The sequence below is a fragment of the Thioclava sp. NG1 genome, assembly GCF_003122275.1.
In the GTDB taxonomy this organism is placed as follows: Bacteria; Pseudomonadota; Alphaproteobacteria; order Rhodobacterales; family Rhodobacteraceae; genus Thioclava; species Thioclava nitratireducens.
This window is the reverse complement of record NZ_QFBB01000006.1, coordinates 275,109-293,092: the sequence shown is the minus strand read 5'-3', so window position 1 is coordinate 293,092 and position 17,984 is coordinate 275,109. Positions and strand designations below refer to the sequence as shown.

At 64.0% G+C, this 17,984-nt stretch carries 19 protein-coding genes; 10 read left to right on the top strand and 9 right to left on the bottom strand.

Translation table 11 applies throughout. The annotated features are described in order from the left end of the window. Window positions 1–17: 17 nt before the first annotated feature. Window positions 18–1,298, bottom strand: a complete 1,281-nt coding sequence (locus DEM26_RS13835; RefSeq protein ID WP_109172643.1) for an acetylornithine deacetylase/succinyl-diaminopimelate desuccinylase family protein — start codon at window positions 1,296–1,298, stop codon at window positions 18–20. Between the two features lie 116 nt (window positions 1,299–1,414). On the opposite strand from DEM26_RS13835, the gene DEM26_RS13830 reads away from it, so the two are divergent. From DEM26_RS13830 to DEM26_RS13820, 3 genes are all read left to right on the top strand, one after another. Beyond that, a complete protein-coding gene (locus DEM26_RS13830) occupies window positions 1,415–1,723 on the top strand; it encodes a hypothetical protein (protein WP_075775788.1) in 309 nt (102 codons plus the stop codon). A gap of 61 nt (window positions 1,724–1,784) precedes the next feature. Beyond that, the gene (locus DEM26_RS13825) at window positions 1,785–2,063 is read left to right on the top strand and encodes a hypothetical protein (RefSeq protein WP_088720447.1); all 279 of its coding nucleotides are present in this window, start codon (window positions 1,785–1,787) and stop codon (window positions 2,061–2,063) included. A 7-nt stretch (window positions 2,064–2,070) separates the two neighbouring features. After that, window positions 2,071–2,694 (top strand): DUF1523 family protein, encoded by a 624-nt coding sequence (locus DEM26_RS13820; RefSeq protein WP_088720446.1) that lies wholly within the window; start codon window positions 2,071–2,073, stop codon window positions 2,692–2,694. A gap of 101 nt (window positions 2,695–2,795) precedes the next feature. On the opposite strand, the gene grxD is transcribed toward DEM26_RS13820, so the two are convergent. The 7 genes from grxD to DEM26_RS13790 form a co-directional block, all read right to left on the bottom strand. Next, window positions 2,796–3,155, bottom strand: coding sequence for a Grx4 family monothiol glutaredoxin (gene grxD / locus DEM26_RS13815; RefSeq protein WP_075775790.1), 360 nt, complete (start codon window positions 3,153–3,155; stop codon window positions 2,796–2,798). 42 nt (window positions 3,156–3,197) lie between these two features. Beyond that, window positions 3,198–3,440 carry a BolA/IbaG family iron-sulfur metabolism protein gene (locus DEM26_RS13810; RefSeq protein ID WP_075775791.1) on the bottom strand — a complete coding sequence of 81 codons (243 nt, stop codon included), beginning with the start codon at window positions 3,438–3,440 and terminating at the stop codon, window positions 3,198–3,200. An 80-nt stretch (window positions 3,441–3,520) separates the two neighbouring features. Further along, window positions 3,521–4,513: an FUSC family protein gene (locus tag DEM26_RS13805; RefSeq protein WP_158275126.1), complete on the bottom strand. Its 993-nt coding sequence runs from the start codon at window positions 4,511–4,513 to the stop codon at window positions 3,521–3,523. Window positions 4,514–4,614: 101 nt separating this feature from the next. Continuing rightward, complete coding sequence (gene purL / locus DEM26_RS13800) at window positions 4,615–6,777, bottom strand: phosphoribosylformylglycinamidine synthase subunit PurL (RefSeq protein WP_109172641.1); 2,163 nt, start codon at window positions 6,775–6,777, stop codon at window positions 4,615–4,617. Between the two features lie 142 nt (window positions 6,778–6,919). Next, entirely contained in the window at window positions 6,920–7,516 is a 597-nt protein-coding gene (locus DEM26_RS13795; protein ID WP_109172640.1) for a hypothetical protein, read from the bottom strand. A gap of 1 nt (window position 7,517) precedes the next feature. Further along, window positions 7,518–7,832, bottom strand: a complete 315-nt coding sequence (locus DEM26_RS20210) for a hypothetical protein (protein WP_146194464.1) — start codon at window positions 7,830–7,832, stop codon at window positions 7,518–7,520. A gap of 110 nt (window positions 7,833–7,942) precedes the next feature. Beyond that, window positions 7,943–8,845: a LysR family transcriptional regulator gene (locus DEM26_RS13790; RefSeq protein ID WP_075775795.1), complete on the bottom strand. Its 903-nt coding sequence runs from the start codon at window positions 8,843–8,845 to the stop codon at window positions 7,943–7,945. A 157-nt stretch (window positions 8,846–9,002) separates the two neighbouring features. On the opposite strand from DEM26_RS13790, the gene DEM26_RS13785 reads away from it, so the two are divergent. The 3 genes from DEM26_RS13785 to murI all read left to right on the top strand — a co-directional run bounded on the left by DEM26_RS13785 (window position 9,003) and on the right by murI (window position 14,247). Next, window positions 9,003–12,413: an indolepyruvate ferredoxin oxidoreductase family protein gene (locus DEM26_RS13785; protein WP_109172639.1), complete on the top strand. Its 3,411-nt coding sequence runs from the start codon at window positions 9,003–9,005 to the stop codon at window positions 12,411–12,413. 77 nt (window positions 12,414–12,490) lie between these two features. Beyond that, window positions 12,491–13,393 carry a lysophospholipid acyltransferase family protein gene (locus DEM26_RS13780; protein ID WP_109172638.1) on the top strand — a complete coding sequence of 301 codons (903 nt, stop codon included), beginning with the start codon at window positions 12,491–12,493 and terminating at the stop codon, window positions 13,391–13,393. Window positions 13,394–13,434: 41 nt separating this feature from the next. After that, window positions 13,435–14,247: a glutamate racemase gene (murI, locus tag DEM26_RS13775; protein ID WP_075775797.1), complete on the top strand. Its 813-nt coding sequence runs from the start codon at window positions 13,435–13,437 to the stop codon at window positions 14,245–14,247. A gap of 21 nt (window positions 14,248–14,268) precedes the next feature. Here the strand turns inward: murI and DEM26_RS13770 are convergent, their stop codons facing one another. Then, window positions 14,269–15,084, bottom strand: a complete 816-nt coding sequence (locus DEM26_RS13770; RefSeq protein ID WP_109172637.1) for a DUF805 domain-containing protein — start codon at window positions 15,082–15,084, stop codon at window positions 14,269–14,271. A 103-nt stretch (window positions 15,085–15,187) separates the two neighbouring features. On the opposite strand from DEM26_RS13770, the gene argC reads away from it, so the two are divergent. The 4 genes from argC (at window position 15,188) to DEM26_RS13750 (ending at window position 17,905) form a co-directional block, all read left to right on the top strand. Then, window positions 15,188–16,216 carry an N-acetyl-gamma-glutamyl-phosphate reductase gene (argC, locus tag DEM26_RS13765; protein ID WP_088725563.1) on the top strand — a complete coding sequence of 343 codons (1,029 nt, stop codon included), beginning with the start codon at window positions 15,188–15,190 and terminating at the stop codon, window positions 16,214–16,216. A gap of 63 nt (window positions 16,217–16,279) precedes the next feature. Further along, window positions 16,280–16,723, top strand: a complete 444-nt coding sequence (gene ccmE, locus DEM26_RS13760) for a cytochrome c maturation protein CcmE (RefSeq protein WP_078522044.1) — start codon at window positions 16,280–16,282, stop codon at window positions 16,721–16,723. A gap of 85 nt (window positions 16,724–16,808) precedes the next feature. Further along, window positions 16,809–17,420 carry a holin-associated N-acetylmuramidase gene (locus DEM26_RS13755; protein WP_109172636.1) on the top strand — a complete coding sequence of 204 codons (612 nt, stop codon included), beginning with the start codon at window positions 16,809–16,811 and terminating at the stop codon, window positions 17,418–17,420. Next, a complete protein-coding gene (locus DEM26_RS13750; protein WP_109172635.1) occupies window positions 17,411–17,905 on the top strand; it encodes a holin family protein in 495 nt (164 codons plus the stop codon). The genes DEM26_RS13755 and DEM26_RS13750 overlap by 10 nt, the downstream gene beginning before the upstream one ends. The last annotated feature ends 79 nt before the right edge of the window (window positions 17,906–17,984 follow it).

Sequence of the window (17,984 nt, the reverse complement as noted above, 5' to 3'; positions counted from 1 at the left end):
GCCGAGGGGCAGCGCCCCTACGAACCCAGCAGTTCCGCCAGAACCAGCGCCATGACCTTCGCGCTGTCGGTCATATCCTCGATGCCGACCCATTCGTCGGGCTGATGGGCGAGTTCCAGAAGGCCCGGCCCGTAGGCGATGCAATTCTGCAGCCGGCCGATGCGGTCGATATGTTTCTGGTCATAGGTACCGGGCGAGACGACATACGCCGCCTCGCGGCCCAGCACAGCCTCGATCGCGGCGGCGGTGGAGCGCACGATAGGCGCGCCTTTGTCGGTCATCGTGGGCTGCACTTCGAACAGGTCGCGGATTTCGTATCGGAAGCTCGGGCGCTGCGCCCTCACGCGTTCCATCAGGTCCGCAATCTCGGCCTTTACCTCGGCAAGGTCTTCCTCGATCAGAAAGCGGCGGTCGATTACGATGCGGCAGCGATCGGCGACACAAGGCGCGGGAAGGCCGGTGTAATCGGCCTCCTCTTCCGGCGCGCCGCCATGGATCGAATTGACGTTCAGCGTCGAGGCCCGCGCGCCTTCGGGGATCACGGGCATCTCGGTCTGCTTGCCCAGAAGGAGCGGATAGAGCGTCTCCTCCATCTCGCTCAGAACGGCGCTCATATGGCGGATCGCGCTGTCACCGAGGAAGGGCATCGAGCCATGCGCGATGCGGCCGTGGGTTTCGATTTCGGCCCACCAGACGCCGCGATGGCCGAGGCAGATCTGGTCCTTGTGCAGCGGCTCGGGGATGATGACATGCTGCACGCGGGCGGGATCGAAGCGGCCCTGCTCGGCCAGATAGGCCACGCCGCCATAGCCGCCCGATTCCTCGTCGGCAGTGACGGAAATCTCGATGCTGCCCCTGAAATCGGGGCAGGTGTCGAGGAAGGCCTCTGCAGCGATCACCGAGGCCGCCAGCCCGCCCTTCATGTCGCAGGCGCCGCGCCCGTAGATGCGGTCGCCGTCGATCTCGGCGCCGAACGGATCGCGGGTCCAGCCATGGCCGATCTCGACCACGTCGTGATGTGAATTGAAATGCACGCAGTCGCCGGGGCGCGCGCCCTCGAAGCGGGCGACGAGGTTCCAGCGCGGATAGGGCTCGCTGTCGCCGGGCGCGCCACGGGCGCGGATCATCTCGGTCGCAAACCCGCGTTCGGAGAGACGCTCGGCAAGATATTCGCAGATTTCGCGGTAATTGCGCCCCGGCGGGTTCAGCGTCGGGATACGGATCAAGGCCTGCGTCAGCGCGATCAACGCGTCGCGGCGGGCATCGATGGCGGTCTTGAGGCGAGTGGCAAGGTCCATACCCAAGGCTAGCGCCGCTCGGCGCGGCGGGCCAAGCGAAAACAGCTGGACTGAAAACACGTGGCTTTCGCGGACGGCGCGCGCTATTGCGGGACAAAATCCTACGGAGGGACCGGATGAACCTGTTCTTGGCCTTCGCGCTTGTGCTCTGCATCGCGGTCGGAGGGTGGCTGTCGAAATACGACTGGGCGAAGCTTCTGGCGTTGGTGCCTGTGGCGATGATCGTGCCTGCCTTCTACATGACCGGCACCGCCTGCGGCGCGGGCTTCGTGCTGCATTTCTTCTCTGACACGGCGAGCTGCTCGAACGGCTACGTACCGCGGCAGATGTTCGCCGCGACCTACGTGATGGCGCTGATCCCGGTCGCGGCCTCCGCCATCGTGATCAAGCTGATCCGGATCGGCATGGCGCGCCGCAAAGGCTGATCTGGTCAAGCCCGCCGCTGCGGCCTAGGCTTGCGACAGCGAGGGGCAAGGAGGGCGCGCGATGCTGGCCTTCATCCGACTGGCGATATTCGGCCTGATCCTACTGACGGTCCTGTTCTGGCTGGTGCGTCTCTATGCCCGGTCGGTCCGGCGCGAGGCGCTGGAAGAGGATTGGAACGAGGCCGCAGCCGAGGGTCGGGCCGAGACCACACGCGAGGCTTACGTCGAGGCCGGGATGCGAGACTACGAGAAAAGTCTGCTGCGCAAGCTGATCTGGCTGGTCTATGTCCTGCCGATCGTCGTGGTCGGGCTGATTGTCTATCTGATGAATTACAGGTGAGGGTGCGATGCGTTACGTGAAATGGGGCTTCTGGCTGGTCGTGATCGGCTTCGCCGCCGTGTTCCTGCATTACAACCTGCCACGCCATGACATCGTGCGGATCGTCGGCACCGAGGTGCGCCGGATTGACTTCGGCGAGAACTCGATCTTCTGGGCCGCGCCCGATGTAGGCACTGCGAACGCCACGAGCCGCGATGTGCGCTTCATCAACACGGTGCGCCCGAACGGCAAGACGCTGGTCTTTCGCAACGAGGATACCGGTTGGGGGTGGCCGCCCTATTTCAAGCTCGACAGTTCGGATTTGCAGGCACAGGCCGAGTCGCTGATCTCGACCTCGGCCGATCCGATCTGGGTGTCGGTCACGCGCTATGGCTGGCGCTCGCGCTGGCTGACGATCTTTCCGAATGCGGTCGGGCTGAAGGTCGTGCCCGCTCCCGATACGCGCATTATCCCTTGGGCGAATATCATCATCCTGACGCTGCTCGTCATCATCGTCCTGACGATCCGCGCGATGTGGCGGCAGTTCCGTCAGCGCTCGATCGATCCGCTTTTCGAGGAGGCGGGCGAAGCCTGGGACGATGCCGAGGAAGGTGCGAAGGGTTGGTTCGACCGCTTCATCGGACGCAAGTGAGACGGAGTTTCAGGGCCGCCGGGCGGCACCCAACTCAGACCGATGCTGAAACGCGAAAGCCCCGCCACTGGCGGGGCTTTCGATAGGTATTTGATCCGCGCTCAGGCGTTGGCGGCGCGGATCTGCTCGGCAGCTTCCTTGTTGAAGCTTACGCCCTTGGTCTCGAAGAGCTGATCCAGCTCACCCGAGAGGGTCATCTCGGTGATGATGTCGCAGCCGCCGACGAACTCGCCTTTGACGTAGAGCTGCGGGATGGTCGGCCAGTCCGAATAGTCCTTGATGCCCTGACGGATGTCCTGATCCGCCAGCACGTTGACGTCCTTGTAGGTCACGCCCATGAAGTTGAGCACGCCCGCGACGCGGCTCGAAAACCCGCATTGCGGCATGTCCTTGGTGCCCTTCATGAAGAGAACGACGTCATTCTCGGAGATTTGCTGGGCGATCTGGTCTTGCGCGTTCATCGCTTAATCCTTTCTCCGTCCCGGCTCGGGACGCGTGTGAAATCACTCGGGCGCCTTGGTGGTCAGTGCGAGCGCGTGCAGCACCCCGTTCGGCCCGTCCATCGCCCCTTTGAGCGCGGCATAGACCGCGCGCTGTTGCTGGACTCGGTTCTTGCCGCGGAAGCTCTCGTCAATGACCTCCGCTGCCCAATGATTTCCGTCCCCGGCGAGATCGGTGATCGTGATCTTGGCATCGGGGAATTCGGCCCGGATCAGGGCTTCGATGTCATGGGCTTCCATTGCCATAAATAGGGCTCCTCGTCCTTTGCCGCAAACTTAAGTGGCGCGGCGGCTGGCTGCAAGGGGATGCGCGGGGAGGTGCGAGCTTATGCGGTGGCCGCTGGCGGGTGCAGCCGCGACAGGTAGAACATGAGCGTCGCGATGACGACGCTGCCGGTGAACATCGCGGCGGCTCCGGCGGCGGTCACTTGCAGGGAATGACCCGGCGCGCCGACTTCTCCGGCCAGTAGGAAACACATGTTGATGTCGATCCCCATCAGCGTGGTCCGGGGATGGGCGCGCAGTAGCGCACCGCCCGCGATGAAGGCGAAGGCGAGTATCAGGAACTCGGTCTGATCGCCGCCCGACAGGTGGGTCAGCCCGCGATAGGCTATGGCGGCGAGGACGCCAAGCGCGACGCCGGGCACCAGGAAGCGCACGGCGGGGCGCGGATTCGGCATGGAGCCCAGCACCGAGGAGAAGACGATCACCGACAATGCAGCTGCCGTCGCGGCGGGGTGGGTGAAATGGGCGTCGATCAGCGTGGCCGCGCCCGTGAGCGCCGCCACCGCCGCCATGCGCAGCCAAAGCTGCTGGATAAAATGCGGGTTCGGGCGCGGCGGCATCGGCGCGCGACGGGCGGGCGTGAAGAGCCAGTTCACCGCCGTCACCGAGATGACGCCCAGAAGCGTGCAGGCGACCCGGTCGAGTGCGAGCGGGATTGCCTCCGCCCCCATGCCGAGCGCGGGCATCACCACAACGCCGACCGTGATCGCCATCAGCGTGAAGCCATAGGCCCAATGCGTCCCGATCCGGTAGGCGATCCCCACGCCCACGGCCGCCGTCAGCGCCACGGTCAGCGCAATTCCCGGCACTGGCAGCCAGCGAAGCGCGGCGATCCCGATTGCTGCCCCGACCAAGGTGCCCACAACCCGCAGCACCGCGCGCAGCGCCATGTCTTCGCGATGGGGCTGGATTACCACCCAGACCGGCATCGCCGCCCAGTAGACATTGGTCAGCCCGAGCAACCGCGCAACGGTCAGGGCGAGCGTCGCGGCGAGGAACAGCCGGGCGGCATAGGCAAGGGTGGAGCTGGTCAAAGCGGGAACCTGAAATCGGTGTGTCGCGGCGATACTAGTTTGTGCGCAGGCGGCAAGAAACCGCCCGGCGTGCATGTCCGCTCTGCGTCAGATCACAGAACTCAGGCGTCGATCGCCGCTTTGAACGCGCTGCGATAGAGGGTCGACAGCTCCTCCAGCGGGGCGCTCTCCGAGTCGAAGCTAACCGTGTCCCCGCCGAAACGACCCACGGTGTAAAGCGGCACCTCGGCGCGGCGGGCGGCGACCATCAGCGCCTCGGCCTGATCGAAGGAGCAGGCCACGAGGTAACGCCCCTGATCCTCGCCGAAGAGCGTCGCGATGTCGCCAGCCTCAAGCGTGACACCCAGACCGGCTTCCTCCGCCATCTCGAAAGCCGCGAGCGCGAGGCCTCCGTCCGAGAGATCGCTTGCGCCTTTGACCAGCGCGCGGTTCTCGCGGAGGAACTCGCCATTGCGTTTCTCGACGTCGAGGTCGACTGCCGGCGCGTCACCCGACTCGATCCCGAAGGCTTCGAAGGCGAGCGCGGATTGATCGAGATGGCCCTTGGTTTCGCCGATCACCATCGCCACGTCGCCCGCCGTCGGTAGGCCCGCGATCAACTCGTCGAGCGAGCTCAGCAGACCGACCGCGCCGATGGTCGGGGTTGGCAGGATGCCGGTGCCGTCGGTCTCGTTGTAAAGCGAGACGTTGCCCGACACGATCGGCATGTCGAGTGCGCGCACGGCGGCGTCGATGCCTTTGATCGCACCCACGAACTGGCCCATGATCTCGGGCTTCTCCGGGTTGCCGAAGTTCAGGTTGTCGGTCGAGGCGAGGGGTTTCGCGCCCACGGCCGTCAGGTTGCGGTAGGCTTCGGCCACCGCCTGCTTGCCGCCCTCGAACGGGTTCGCCTTTACGTAGCGCGGGGTAACGTCGGCGGTGAAGGCCAGCGCCTTGTCGGTGCCGTGCACGCGCACGACGCCTGCGCCGAGACCCGGGCGGCGCACCGTGTCGCCCATCACCTGCGTGTCGTATTGCTCGTAGACCCAGGACTTGTGCGCGTAGTTCGGCGAGCCGATCAGTTTCTTGAGCGCATCGATAGCACCGATCTCGGGCAGCGCTTCGCCCGCGGTCGCGACGGGCGTCTCGACCCAGGGACGATCGTATTCGGGCGATTCCGAGGACAGTTTCGACAGCGGCACGTCGGCTTTCACCTCGTTGCCATGCACGATCAGGAACCGGTCTTCCGCGATGGTCTCGCCGACGATGGCGAAATCGAGATCCCACTTCTCGAAGATCTCGCGGGCGATGTCTTCCTTCTCGGGGTTGAGGACCATGAGCATCCGCTCCTGGCTCTCCGACAGCATCATCTCGTAGGCGGTCATCGCGGCTTCGCGCTGCGGCACCGCGTCGAGGTTGAGCTGTACACCGAGGCCGCCCTTGTCGCCCATCTCGACCGCAGAACAGGTCAGGCCCGCGGCCCCCATGTCCTGAATCGAGATCACCGCGCCGGTCTGCATCAGCTCGAGGCAGGCCTCCAGCAGGCATTTCTCGGTGAAGGGGTCGCCGACCTGAACGGTGGGGCGCTTTTCCTCGATCGTGTCGTCGAACTCGGCCGAGGCCATCGTCGCGCCGCCGACGCCGTCGCGACCCGTCTTCGCGCCGAGGTAGACGACCGGCATGCCGATGCCGGACGCGGCGGAGTAGAAGATCTTGTCAGCATCGGCCAAGCCCGCCGCGAAGGCGTTCACGAGGCAGTTGCCGTTATAGGAGGGATGGAAACGCACTTCGCCGCCCACATTCGGAACGCCGAAGCAGTTACCGTAGCTGCCCACGCCCTCGACCACGCCTTTGACGACATGGGAGGTTTTCGGGTGGTCGGGCATACCGAAGCTCAGGCTGTCCATTGCGGCCACCGGACGCGCGCCCATGGTGAACACATCGCGCAGGATGCCGCCGACGCCTGTCGCGGCGCCCTGGTGCGGTTCGATGTAGGAGGGGTGGTTGTGGCTCTCCATTTTGAAGACCACGGCCTGCCCGTCGCCAATATCGACGACACCCGCATTCTCGCCCGGACCACAGATGACCTGATCGCCCTTGGTGTGCAGCGTGCGCAGCCATTTCTTCGACGACTTGTAGGAGCAATGCTCGTTCCACATCGCCGAGAAGATCCCGAGTTCGGTGAAAGTCGGCTCGCGTCCGATGATCTCGAGGATCCGGTCGTACTCGTCGGGTTTCAGGCCATGGGCTGCGATGAGATCAGGCGTGATCTGCGGCTCGTTCATGAGGATCCTCCGGCATCGGCTTCGCCGCCCCTATTAGGCCAATATGTGCAGGGGGAAAAGAGAGGCCGGACGTTGCGGAAAGAAAAAACGCGAGGCCCGAAGGCCCCGCGTCGTGAAAGCGTCTTGTCGTGGTACGTCCGGCTTACGAGCGCATGTCCACTTGCGTCTCGAGGTTGGTCAGCAGTTCCGAGACGGTCCAGCCGAGCTTGACCTCGCCGTTCGCAGCGGCGTCCTTCGGCACGTTGACCTTGAAGAGCGACACGGTGGTGTCGAGCTTCGGCGAGGTGCGGACATAGATGGTGTCGTAGCCGTCATGCGACTCGACCTTCTCGATCATGCCGATCACGTTACCATCGGCGCTCATCGCCTTGTCCTCCGCGTTGGCCGCGGTCTTCAGGCCGGTGATGCCGGCTTGAGCGGTCAGCTGGCGCTGCGCGGGAATCATGTCCGACCCCATCGAGGTGTTCGCGAACTCGGCGGTGCCGGTCTTCACGTCGGTGATGCCGTATTGATCAGTCGATGCGTAGGTGTTCGACGAGGTGACGGCGGGCGGGGTGCCCATCGACGAAGTCTCTCCCGGAACGGTGCCGGTGCGATAATCGGCGATACCGTAATACTGGCCGTCGTTGTTGTTGGTGGACGGGATCTTCGTCAGGTCGAGGGCCGAAGCCGAGCCTGCGATGGTCATCGCACCCAGAAGAGCGGTCGAAGCGGCAAAGATGTTTTTCGTCGTGGTCATATCAGTATCCTTTCAACTGGTTACCAAATCCTGCGCCGTTGTCGGCGTCGGGGAGGAAACGGGGTGGAATCGTCGAAAGTTCACTGAAATAATTGTGAGTGACATCGCGGATTTTTAAATGAACCGAAGGGGATAGCTGTGCGTAGCGCGGGGCTTGCGCGGTCGCGTCAGCGTGAAATTTCGTGAGACCGAGGCTGATGTCGGGGGCTCTCGCGCCGTGCGTGAAAACCGCATCCGGGCGTCGGACAAAAAAAAGGCCGAGCAAAGCTCGGCCAAAGTCCAACAGGGAGGTAGAAGGTGCTGCGCCTTTCGGCACGGCCAACCCTTCTGAGCCTCATTTATGGGCAGTTTGTTAACGCATCAAGGGAAAACATGCTGCGAATGCATCATGGCCGGTATGCGTTGCGGTAAAGTCGCGCTGCAACCCTAGGCTGAATCGCCTGCCTGGAAGCGCCGATAGTTGGTGATCTCTTCCTGAATGAAGTCGCGGAACGCAGTCACGCGGCGCGAGGAGCGCAGCTCTTCCGGGTAGGCGAGGAAGATCGGAATCTCGACCGATTCCAGATCAGGCAGCACGCGCTGCAGATCGTTGAAATCTGCGGTCAGGTAGTCGGGGAGGATGCCGATGCCGATATGGTTCAGCACGGCCTGCAATACGCCGAAGTAGTTGTTCACCGTCAGCGTCGAGCTTTGATCGAAGGCCAGCACCTGCCGCGCAAGCTGGGCACCGGCCTGTACCTGCGGTGTGCGGGGGGTCTGGCAGATCAGGCGATGCTTGCGAAGATCTTCGATCTTCTCGGGGGCACCCCATTTCGCGAGATACTCGGAGGTCGCGTAAAGCCGCATGCGGATGTTCAGCAGGCGCTTGCGGATCAGGTCGGCCTGCGCGGGCTCTTTCATGCGAACGGCGACGTCGGCCTCGCGCATCGGCAGGTCGAGCACCCGCTCCTCCAGCATGAGGTCGATCTTCAGATCGGGATATTTCTCGTAAAGCTTCGTCAGGCGCGGCGCGAGCCAGAGCGTGCCGAAGCCCGTCGTGGTCGTCACGCGCAGCTCGCCGAAGACTTCTTCTTCGCTGTCACGGATGCGTGCGGAGGCGCTGTCGAGCTTTTTCGCCATCGAGGAGGTGGCCTCGAACAGCAACTCCCCCTGCTCGGTGAGAATCAGTCCGCGGGCGTGACGGTGAAACAGAGTCGTTCCAAGCGCCTCTTCGAGCGCCCGGATCTGTCTGCTCACGGCAGATTGAGACAGGTGCAGCGCATCGCCGGCATGAGTCAAAGACCCCGCATCGGCCACTGCGTGGAAGATTCTGAGCTTGTCCCAATCCATCAAGGTCACTTTCGCTGTATCATCTGCTGTTCCGCGCAAGTTTCTTTACATTAATCTCGAGGATTTACGAAACCGCTAAGTAACAATTTTCCGCTTTCTAGGTCAGATATTATGACCTACCATGTCTTCATGCCCAGTTAGCAAGGGGAGGTGCTTAATGGGAAGGCAAGAAATATCCCTAGCGGATCGGTTCGACCTAACGAAATCTCCGGTTTTGCTGAACGGGACGCAGGCTTTGGTGCGTCTGGTTCTGGCTCAGGCCGCACGCGACAAGGCGGCGGGGCTGCATACGGCCGGCTATGTGACAGGCTATCGCGGCTCGCCGCTGGGCGCTGTCGATTTGCAGATGGCGCGCGCCAAGACCGTGCTCGAAGAGAGCGACGTTCGCTTCCAGCCGGGCCTGAACGAAGACCTCGCGGCCACCGCGCTGTGGGGCTCGCAGCAGGCGGAATTGCGTGGCGAAGGCAAGTATGACGGCGTTTTCGGCCTCTGGTACGGCAAAGGTCCGGGCGTAGATCGCTCGGGCGACGTGATGCGTCACGCCAATATGGCGGGCACGTCGAAACACGGCGGCGTCCTCATGGCGATGGGCGACGACCATACCGGTGAGTCCTCGACCGTGCTGCATCAGTCCGACTGGGCGATGGTCGATGCCTACATGCCGGTGCTGTCGCCCGCGGGCGTGCAGGAGATCCTCGATTTCGGGCTCTATGGCTATGCATTGAGCCGTTTTGCCGGGGTCTGGGTCGGTCTGAAAACGATGAAGGATACGGTCGAGGCGACTGCAGTCGTCGATGGCGATCCCTTCCGTCAACACTTCGTGATCCCCGAGTTCAAGATGCCCGAAGGCGGGCTGAACATTCGCTTGGGCGACACTCCGGTGGCTCAGGAAGCGCGGATGATCGACTTCAAGCGCTACGCGGCAGAGGCTTTCGCGCGCGCGAACCGCATCGACAACCGCGTCTGGGGCAAGCCCGGCGCGAAGATCGGTCTGGTCGCTGCGGGCAAGAATTGGCTCGACCTGACCCATGCGCTCTCGCTGCTGGGGATCGACGAGGCAGAGGCCGAACGGCTCGGCATTACCACCTACAAGATCGGCCAGACCTTCCCGCTCGATATGGAGAGCTTCCACGAATGGGCCGAGGGGCTGGAGCTGATCATCGTCGTCGAGGAAAAGCGCAAGCTGATCGAGGTGCAGGTCAAGGAAGCGATCTTCGACGACCGTCGTGGCCGTCGCGTCTATGGCTGGCACAAGGGCGACACATGGAAGAACGGCCGCCAGGTGGAGCTGTTCCCGACGCGCTACGCGCTCGATCCGGTGATGATCGCGCGCAAGCTGGGCGATATCTTCATCGAGGAAGGCCGCGGGACCGACGCGATCAAGGCGGGTATCGCCAAGATCGAAGCCGCCCAACGCGCCGACAACGCCCCTGAGATCGCGACCCGTACGCCATGGTATTGCTCGGGCTGCCCGCATAACAGTTCGACCAAGGTGCCCGAGGGCGAGCGCGCCTATGCCGGGATCGGCTGTCACTACATGGTGCAGTGGATGGGCAGGAACACGGAAGGTTTCACCCATATGGGCGGCGAGGGCGTGAACTGGGTCGGCGAGGCCCCGTTCTCGACGCGTGAGCATATGTTCCAGAACCTTGGCGACGGCACCTACAACCACTCGGGCGCGCAGGCGATCCGGGCGGCTTTGGCAGCCGGCACCAACATCACCTACAAGATCCTGTTCAACGATGCGGTCGCGATGACCGGGGGGCAGGAGAACGAGGGCGACCTGACCTCGCAGCAGATCGCGGCGGAAATCGTGGCGATGGGCGTGAAGCCGGTCGTGGTGGTCTATGACGAGAAGGAAGAGCTGGACCTGTCCACCTTCCCCGCTGGCGTCGAGAAGGTCGAACGGGCCGAGCTGATGAACGTGCAGAAGCGGCTGGCGAAGACGAAAGGCGTCTCGGCGCTGATCTATGTCCAGACCTGCGCCGCCGAGAAACGCCGCCGCCGCAAGCGCGGCAAGTTCCCGGATCCGGACAAGCGCGTCTTCATCAACACCGACGTCTGCGAAGGCTGCGGCGATTGCGGGGTGCAGTCGAACTGCGTCTCCATCGTGCCGGAAGAGACCGAACTGGGCACCAAACGCGCGATCGACCAGTCGTCCTGCAACAAGGACTTCCGCTGCCTCGACGGGTTCTGCCCGAGCTTCGTGACGCTGCACGGTGCGAAGGTGAAGAAGGCGGAAGCGCAGGCGCTCGACCTGCCGGACCTGCCGGAGCCCACGCTGCCCGCGATCGACGGCACCCATAACGTGGTGATCACCGGCGTCGGCGGCACGGGCGTCGTGACCATCGGCGCGGTGCTGGCGATGGCCGCCCATATCGACGGCAAGGGCGCAGGCATGATGGAGATGGCCGGTCTCGCCCAGAAGGGCGGGGCAGTGCATATCCACCTGCGCATCGCGAACAAGCCCGAGGATATCTCGGCGATCCGCGTCGCGGTGGGCGAGGCCGATTGCGTGATCGGGGGCGATCTGGTGGTCTCCGCCGGTGCCAAGACGCTGGGGCTCATGACGACGGGCCGCACCGGCGCCGTGATCAACAGCCACGAGATCGTCACCGGCGAGTTCACCCGCAACCGCGACTTCCGCCTGCCGGGCGAACAGCTTCGGCTGAGCCTCGAGGCGCGGCTGAAGGACCGGGTGGCCTTTGCCGACACGTCGGAACTCGCGCAGCATATGCTGGGCGACTCGATCTATTCGAACATGGTCGTGCTGGGTGCTGCGTGGCAGCAAGGCTACGTGCCGCTGACCCTCGAGGCGATCTTCCGGGCGATCGAGTTGAACGGCGCAAAGCCCGAGGAGAACAAGCGCGCCTTCAATCTGGGGCGCTGGGCGATGGCCTATCCGGAGGAGGCTGCGAAGGCGATGGCGGCGGAGGTCGTGCAGGCCCCGGTCGATCCGGTCGAGTTCCGGGCCAACCATCTCGTCGACTACCAGAACAAGCGGCTCGCCAAGCGTTTCCGCAAGCTGGTGGACGAGGCGCCGTCGGAGCTGCGTGAAGCCGTCGCGAAGGGCTATCACAAGCTCCTGGCCTACAAGGACGAATACGAGGTCGCGCGTCTGCATCTGTCCACGGCAGAAAAGGCGCGGGCCGAGTTCGAGGGCGATTTCGAGATGCATTTCCATCTCGCCCCGCCGATCCTGTCCAAGGAAGGCCCGGACGGACGTCCGAAGAAGCGTGAATTCGGCCCCGGCATGGAGCGTGGCTTCCGTCTTCTGGCGAAGCTGAAAGGGCTGCGCGGTACGCCGTTCGATCCTTTCGGCTATGCCGAGGAGCGCAAGATGGAGCGGGCGCTGATCAAGCAATACGAGGCCGACATGGCCGAAGTGCTACCCAAGGTCACGCCAGACACGATGGAGATCGCGCGCGAACTGGCCGAATTGCCGCTGACGATCCGCGGCTTCGGCCCGGTCAAGGCGCAGGCCGAGCAAATGGCGGCGAAGCGGCGCGAGGAACTGCTCGCCGCTTTCCGCGCAGGTGGCGCTCCGCAGAAAATGGCCGCCGAGTGAGGGCTGTCATCTGAGTGTCGTACCTTCGTGACATGGCGCTGGCAGAGTGAAGCCAGCCCATGTTGCGGAGGTACGAGATGACCGCCACCCCGATGGCCCCCCGGATGCCTGTCCGCCACGCCACACAGGAAATCTCATATGCTTGGTCCGCGCGCTCGAAAGGCGCGCGGGTGCTGATCCGCGCGATGGAGAACGCGACCGGGCGGATCGGGTTGATCCGGCGAGCACGCGGCTACGAGCATGACATCGCGCAAGGTGCGGATTTCTGGCAGGTGATGGCCGAGCGCTACGGGCTGCAGATCGAGGTGACCCGCGGCGCGCTCGCCAATATCCCGCAGACCGGGCCGTTGGTGCTGATCGCGAACCACCCTTACGGCATTCTCGACGGGCTGATCATGGGCCTGCTGCTGTCGCGCATTCGCGGCGATTTCCGTATCCTCGCCCATAACGTCTTCAAGCGTGCCGAAGAGATCGACCGGGTCATCCTGCCGGTGGATTTCTCCGAAACCAAAGAGGCCGCGAGGGCCAACCTGCGCACCCGCGCCGAGGCGCTGCGCTACCTCGGCGAAGGTGGTGCGATCGGTGTGTTTCCGGGCGGCACGGTCTCGACCGCCGCTAAGCCCTTCGGGGCGCCGATGGATCCGGGCTGGCGCAATTTCACCGCCAAGATGATCGCGAAATCCGATGCTACCGTGGTGCCGGTCTTCTTCGAGGGCCATAACAGTCGCCTGTTCCAGCTGGCGAGCCATCTGCATTACAGCCTGCGCATGGGGCTGATGATCCGCGAGTTCAAACGTCATGCCAATCGTCCGGTGCGGCTCTGCGTGGGTGAGCCGATCCCGCAGGCCGATCTCGCACCGCTGCGTGAGCGTCCGAAACAGATGATGGATTTCCTGCGCCGTGCGACGTATGACTTGTCGCCGACTCCCTTGAAGTCCTACGGCTATGGCTTCGAGTTCGAGGCGAAATACAGAAACTGACCGGTGTCCGTGTGCGGCCCGGACGGGCAAGGGGCGCGAGCATGGCGGTAGGCGTTTTCGATTCAGGTCTGGGCGGACTGACGGTCTATGATGCCTGCGCCAGGCGGCTGCCGGATATGGCCTTTTGCTATTACGGCGATAACGCCCATGCGCCTTACGGCGTGCGCGATGCCGATGACATCTTCAACCTGACCTGCGCGGGCGTGGAGCGTTTGTGGGAAGAGGGCTGCGATCTGGTGATCCTCGCCTGTAACACGGCTTCGGCCGCCGCGCTCAAGCGGATGCAGGAAACCTGGATCCCCGAGGGCAAGCGCGTGCTGGGCGTCTTCGTGCCGATGATCGAAGCGTTGACCGAACGCAAATGGGGCGACAACTCCCCGCCGCGCGAAGTTGCGGTGAAGCACGTGGCGCTGTTCGCGACGCCCGCGACGGTGGCCTCGCGCGCTTTCCAGCGCGAACTGGCCTTCCGCGCGATCGGCGTGGATGTCGAGGCGCAGCCCTGCGGCGGCGTGGTCGATGCGATCGAGACTGGCGACGAAATCCTCGCCGAGGCGCTGGTGAAATCCCATGTCGAAGCGCTCAAGCGCCGGATGCCGAAACCCGAGGCGGCAATCCTCGGCTGCACCCATTACCCGCTGATGCAAAAGACCTTCCAGGAAGCACTGGGGCCGAACGTCGACGTCTACAGCCAGGCCAACCTCGTGGCCGAGAGCCTCGCGGATTATCTGGAGCGTCGACCCGAGTTCAAAGGTGCGGGGACGGAATCGAAATTCCTGACCACCGGCGATCCGGCCTCGGTCTCGAGCCACGCGACACAATTCCTGCGCTACGCGATCCGCTTCGAGGCCGCCTGAGGCGCCTGATCGTCGTGGCCCTCAGCCGAACCGGTTCGGCCCGCGCGTACCGCGCTGGACCATGAACACGAAGAGCGCGATGCCCCAGACCAGCATCACGATCCCCCAGATCGCGAGAAGCGCTGCGGACATGCCCGCCATGGCTGCCGGGTCCTGCACGCCGTAGGACATGACCGTCAGCCCGATCACGATGCCGCCGAACACGCTCGCGAGAAGGTAGCCGCCGACCCACCAGCCCGAGCGGTCGGTGTCATGCAGGCGTCGAACCTGCGCCGAGATCGATGGAAGGAACGTCGCGATGGAAATCACTGCGCTGATCGCCGTGCCGTCCTCGCCCATCGAGCCTTCGGCCATGGCGCCGATGATGCTCGCCAGCATGACGAAGAGCGCGAACCACCAGTATTCCGAACGGCTCGCCCGACCCTTGAAGGTTGCGTATTTCCGGAAACAGACCTTGATCGCCTCGACGAAGCTGCGCGAGGGGGCCCCGTCGTAAAGCCCGTCCGAGCCGATCCCGCGCTGTGTCCGGTCGCGTTCGATCGAGGCCTCGGCATAGGCACGCGGATCGGCGGAGGAAGGCTTGCCCTCCTGCTGATGGCGCTGTGCGATGCGGGCGGCGTAATTCGTCGCGCCGCTATGCGGATCGGTGCCGGTTGCCGAGGTGTCGGGCGGCCGCCGGAAGAAGTGATCGCCCGCAGGCTCCCATCCCTCCATTCCGTCTTGCCAAACCATCGTTTCGGGCTTGATACGACCTCCCCGCACCATATCCATCATATGTTCCGGGGGGAACGGGCCGACGGGATCCTTCCCATCGGCGTAATACCACTGCTCTGCCACGGCCTGCCTCGTTCACTGTCGGTCGTCGACCCGTCTCACACGGAGTTTATTTGAGTGTGAGCTTAGGGTAAGGGAGAGCCGAGCGACAAGCGCGGAGGACCAAATGACCAAGAAAATCGCGATTCTGGGCGCGTCGGGCTATACCGGCGCCGAACTCGTCCGGCTGATCGCCACCCATCCGAACATGGACATCGTGGCCCTCTCGGGCGAGCGTAAGGCGGGCATGGCAATGGGTGACGTGTTCCCGCATCTGCGCCATCTGGGCCTGCCGGATCTGGTGAAAATCGAAGAGATCGACTTCTCGAATGTCGATCTGGCCTTCTGCGCGCTGCCGCATGCGACTTCGCAGGCAGTCATCAAGGAGCTGCCGCGCGATCTGAAGATCGTCGACCTCTCGGCCGATTTCCGGCTGCGCGATCCTGCGGAATACGAGAAGTGGTACGGCAAGCCTCATGCTGCGGTCGAGCTGCAGAAAGAGGCGGTCTACGGGCTGACCGAGTTCTACCGCGATGCGATTCGCGAAGCGCGACTGGTGGCGGGCACGGGCTGCAATGCCGCTGCGGGCCAATTTGCGATCCGTCCGCTGATCGAAGCTGGCGTGATTGATCTCGACGACATCATCCTCGATCTGAAGAACGGTGTCTCCGGCGCGGGCCGGTCGCTGAAGGAAAACCTGCTGCACGCAGAGCTGTCGGGCGGTGTCGCGCCCTATTCGCAGGGCGGCAAGCACCGTCACTTGGGTGAATTCGATCAGGAATTCAGCGCCTTGGCGGGCCGCCCCGTGTTGGTGCAGTTCACCCCGCATCTGGCGCCGTTCAATCGCGGCATCCTTGCCTCCGCCTATGTGAAGGGCGAGCCCGAGGCCGTCTACAAGGCGCTGGCCGACCGCTATGCGGAAGAAACCTTCATCGAAATGCTACCTTTCGGCGCAGTTCCGTCCACCAGGTCTGTAACTGGCTCCAATTATGCCCATATTGGTGTATCAGGAGACAGAATTCCCGGGCGCGCGCTCGTGGTCGTCGCGATCGACAACCTCTGCAAGGGGTCGTCGGGACAGGCGATCCAGAACGCGAACCTGATGCTCGGGCTGGAGGAAAGCGAAGGGCTGATGCTCGCCCCCGTCTTCCCTTGATGCGCGTCAATGGCAAGGCCGGCGCGGTGAGGTAGACGAAACGGCATCTCAGGAGGCGAAGAGATGAAGAGTCTGAAGAAGAAACGTCGTATCCAGGTGCTCAGCGTGGCGGCGCTGGCCTTGGTGATCGCGACCGGCACGATCGGGTACTCGATGCGGAGCGGCATCAACTTCTTCCGTGCACCTTCGCAGCTTGCCACCGAACCGCCGCAGCCCGGCGAAGTCTTCCGTCTCGGCGGGCTGGTCGAGAAAGGCTCGCTCAAGCGCGGTCAGGGCGAGGTCATCGAATTCAAGGTCACCGATGGCGGCGCGACCGTCCCGGTGAAGTTCGCGGGCGTCCTGCCGGACCTCTTCAAAGAGGGACAGGGCATGATCGGCACGGGCAAGATGGAAGGGGATACGTTCGTGGCCTCGGAAATCCTCGCCAAGCATGACGAGAACTACATGCCGAAGGAAGTCGTCGACGCGCTGAAGGAACAGGGCGTCTACGAGGGGCCGTCCTCCTGATCCCCACCCCGGCGAACGCTCGCTTGCAGCACTGTTAACCGCACGACCCGAGCCTGCCTGACGTTGTCATCAACGGAGGCAGGCCATGAAATCGGTCACCCAGATCGCGGCGGAGATCGTCGCGCGCGAAGGCGGTTATGTCGATGATCCGGACGATCCGGGCGGCGCGACCAAGCACGGCGTCACGCTCGGAACCCTGCGCCGGTTGGGGCGCGATCTGACCGGCGATGGCCGGGTGGACGCGATGGATGTCCGCGCGCTCGACCCCGCGCAGGCTGCCGAGATATTCATCGAGCATTACTACAAGGGTCCGCGTATCGACCGGCTGCCACCCTCGGTACAGGCCTCGGTCTTCGACATGTATGTGAATGCAGGCGGCAATGCGGTGGTGATCCTGCAGCGTCTGCTGGGCGACATGGGTCAGCGTGTCGTGGTCGACGGGATCATCGGCCCGCAGACCATCGCGGCCGCCGAACTCGCAGATGCGGCCGCGCCCGGCTATTTCGCCGATGCCTACGGGATCGCGCGGCGCAATTACTACTACCGGCTCGCCGATGCGCGCCCCGCCAGCCGCAAATACGCCACGACACGAGCGGGCGCGAAGGGCGGCTGGATCCGCCGCGCCGAGGAATTCATTTCCCCACGCTTTCACCTGACCGAGGGCGAGCATCGCAAGCGGGTGGCGAAATGGGCTTGATCGAAAAACTGCTCGGCGGTGCGGGCACGGTGAAGGCAGCAGGCGAGGCCGCCAGTTCCGTCGCGGAGGTCTTCGTGCCCAATGCCACGAAGAAGCTCGACGCTGCGCAGGCCGCCTACCTTGCGGCGCTGCAGGAACACGGCGCGGAGTTCGAATATATCCGACCCGGTCGCTTCGATCGCATCGTGAACGGCCTCAACCGCCTGCCGCGCCCGGTGCTCGCTTTCGGGATCGTGGGGCTCTTCGTCTATGCAATGGTCGACCCGGTCGGCTTCGCGCAACGGATGGTCGGGCTGAGCTACGTGCCCGAGCCGCTTTGGTGGCTTCTGGGCGCGGTGGTCAGTTTCTATTTCGGCGCGCGCGAGGCGCATTACTTCCGGATGAAGAAGGTGCCGGCGGTGCCTCCCGCAGAGCTCGCGACTCCTCCGGACGAGGAAAACGCGGCGCTTTCGGCGTGGCGGTCTGGCGAGAAACAGAACGGATAGGGGGCGCTGCCCCCGCGCTCTGTGGCCCCCCGGGATATTTCGAAAGAGCGAAGACGAGCGCGGTGTCTGACTTCGCTTT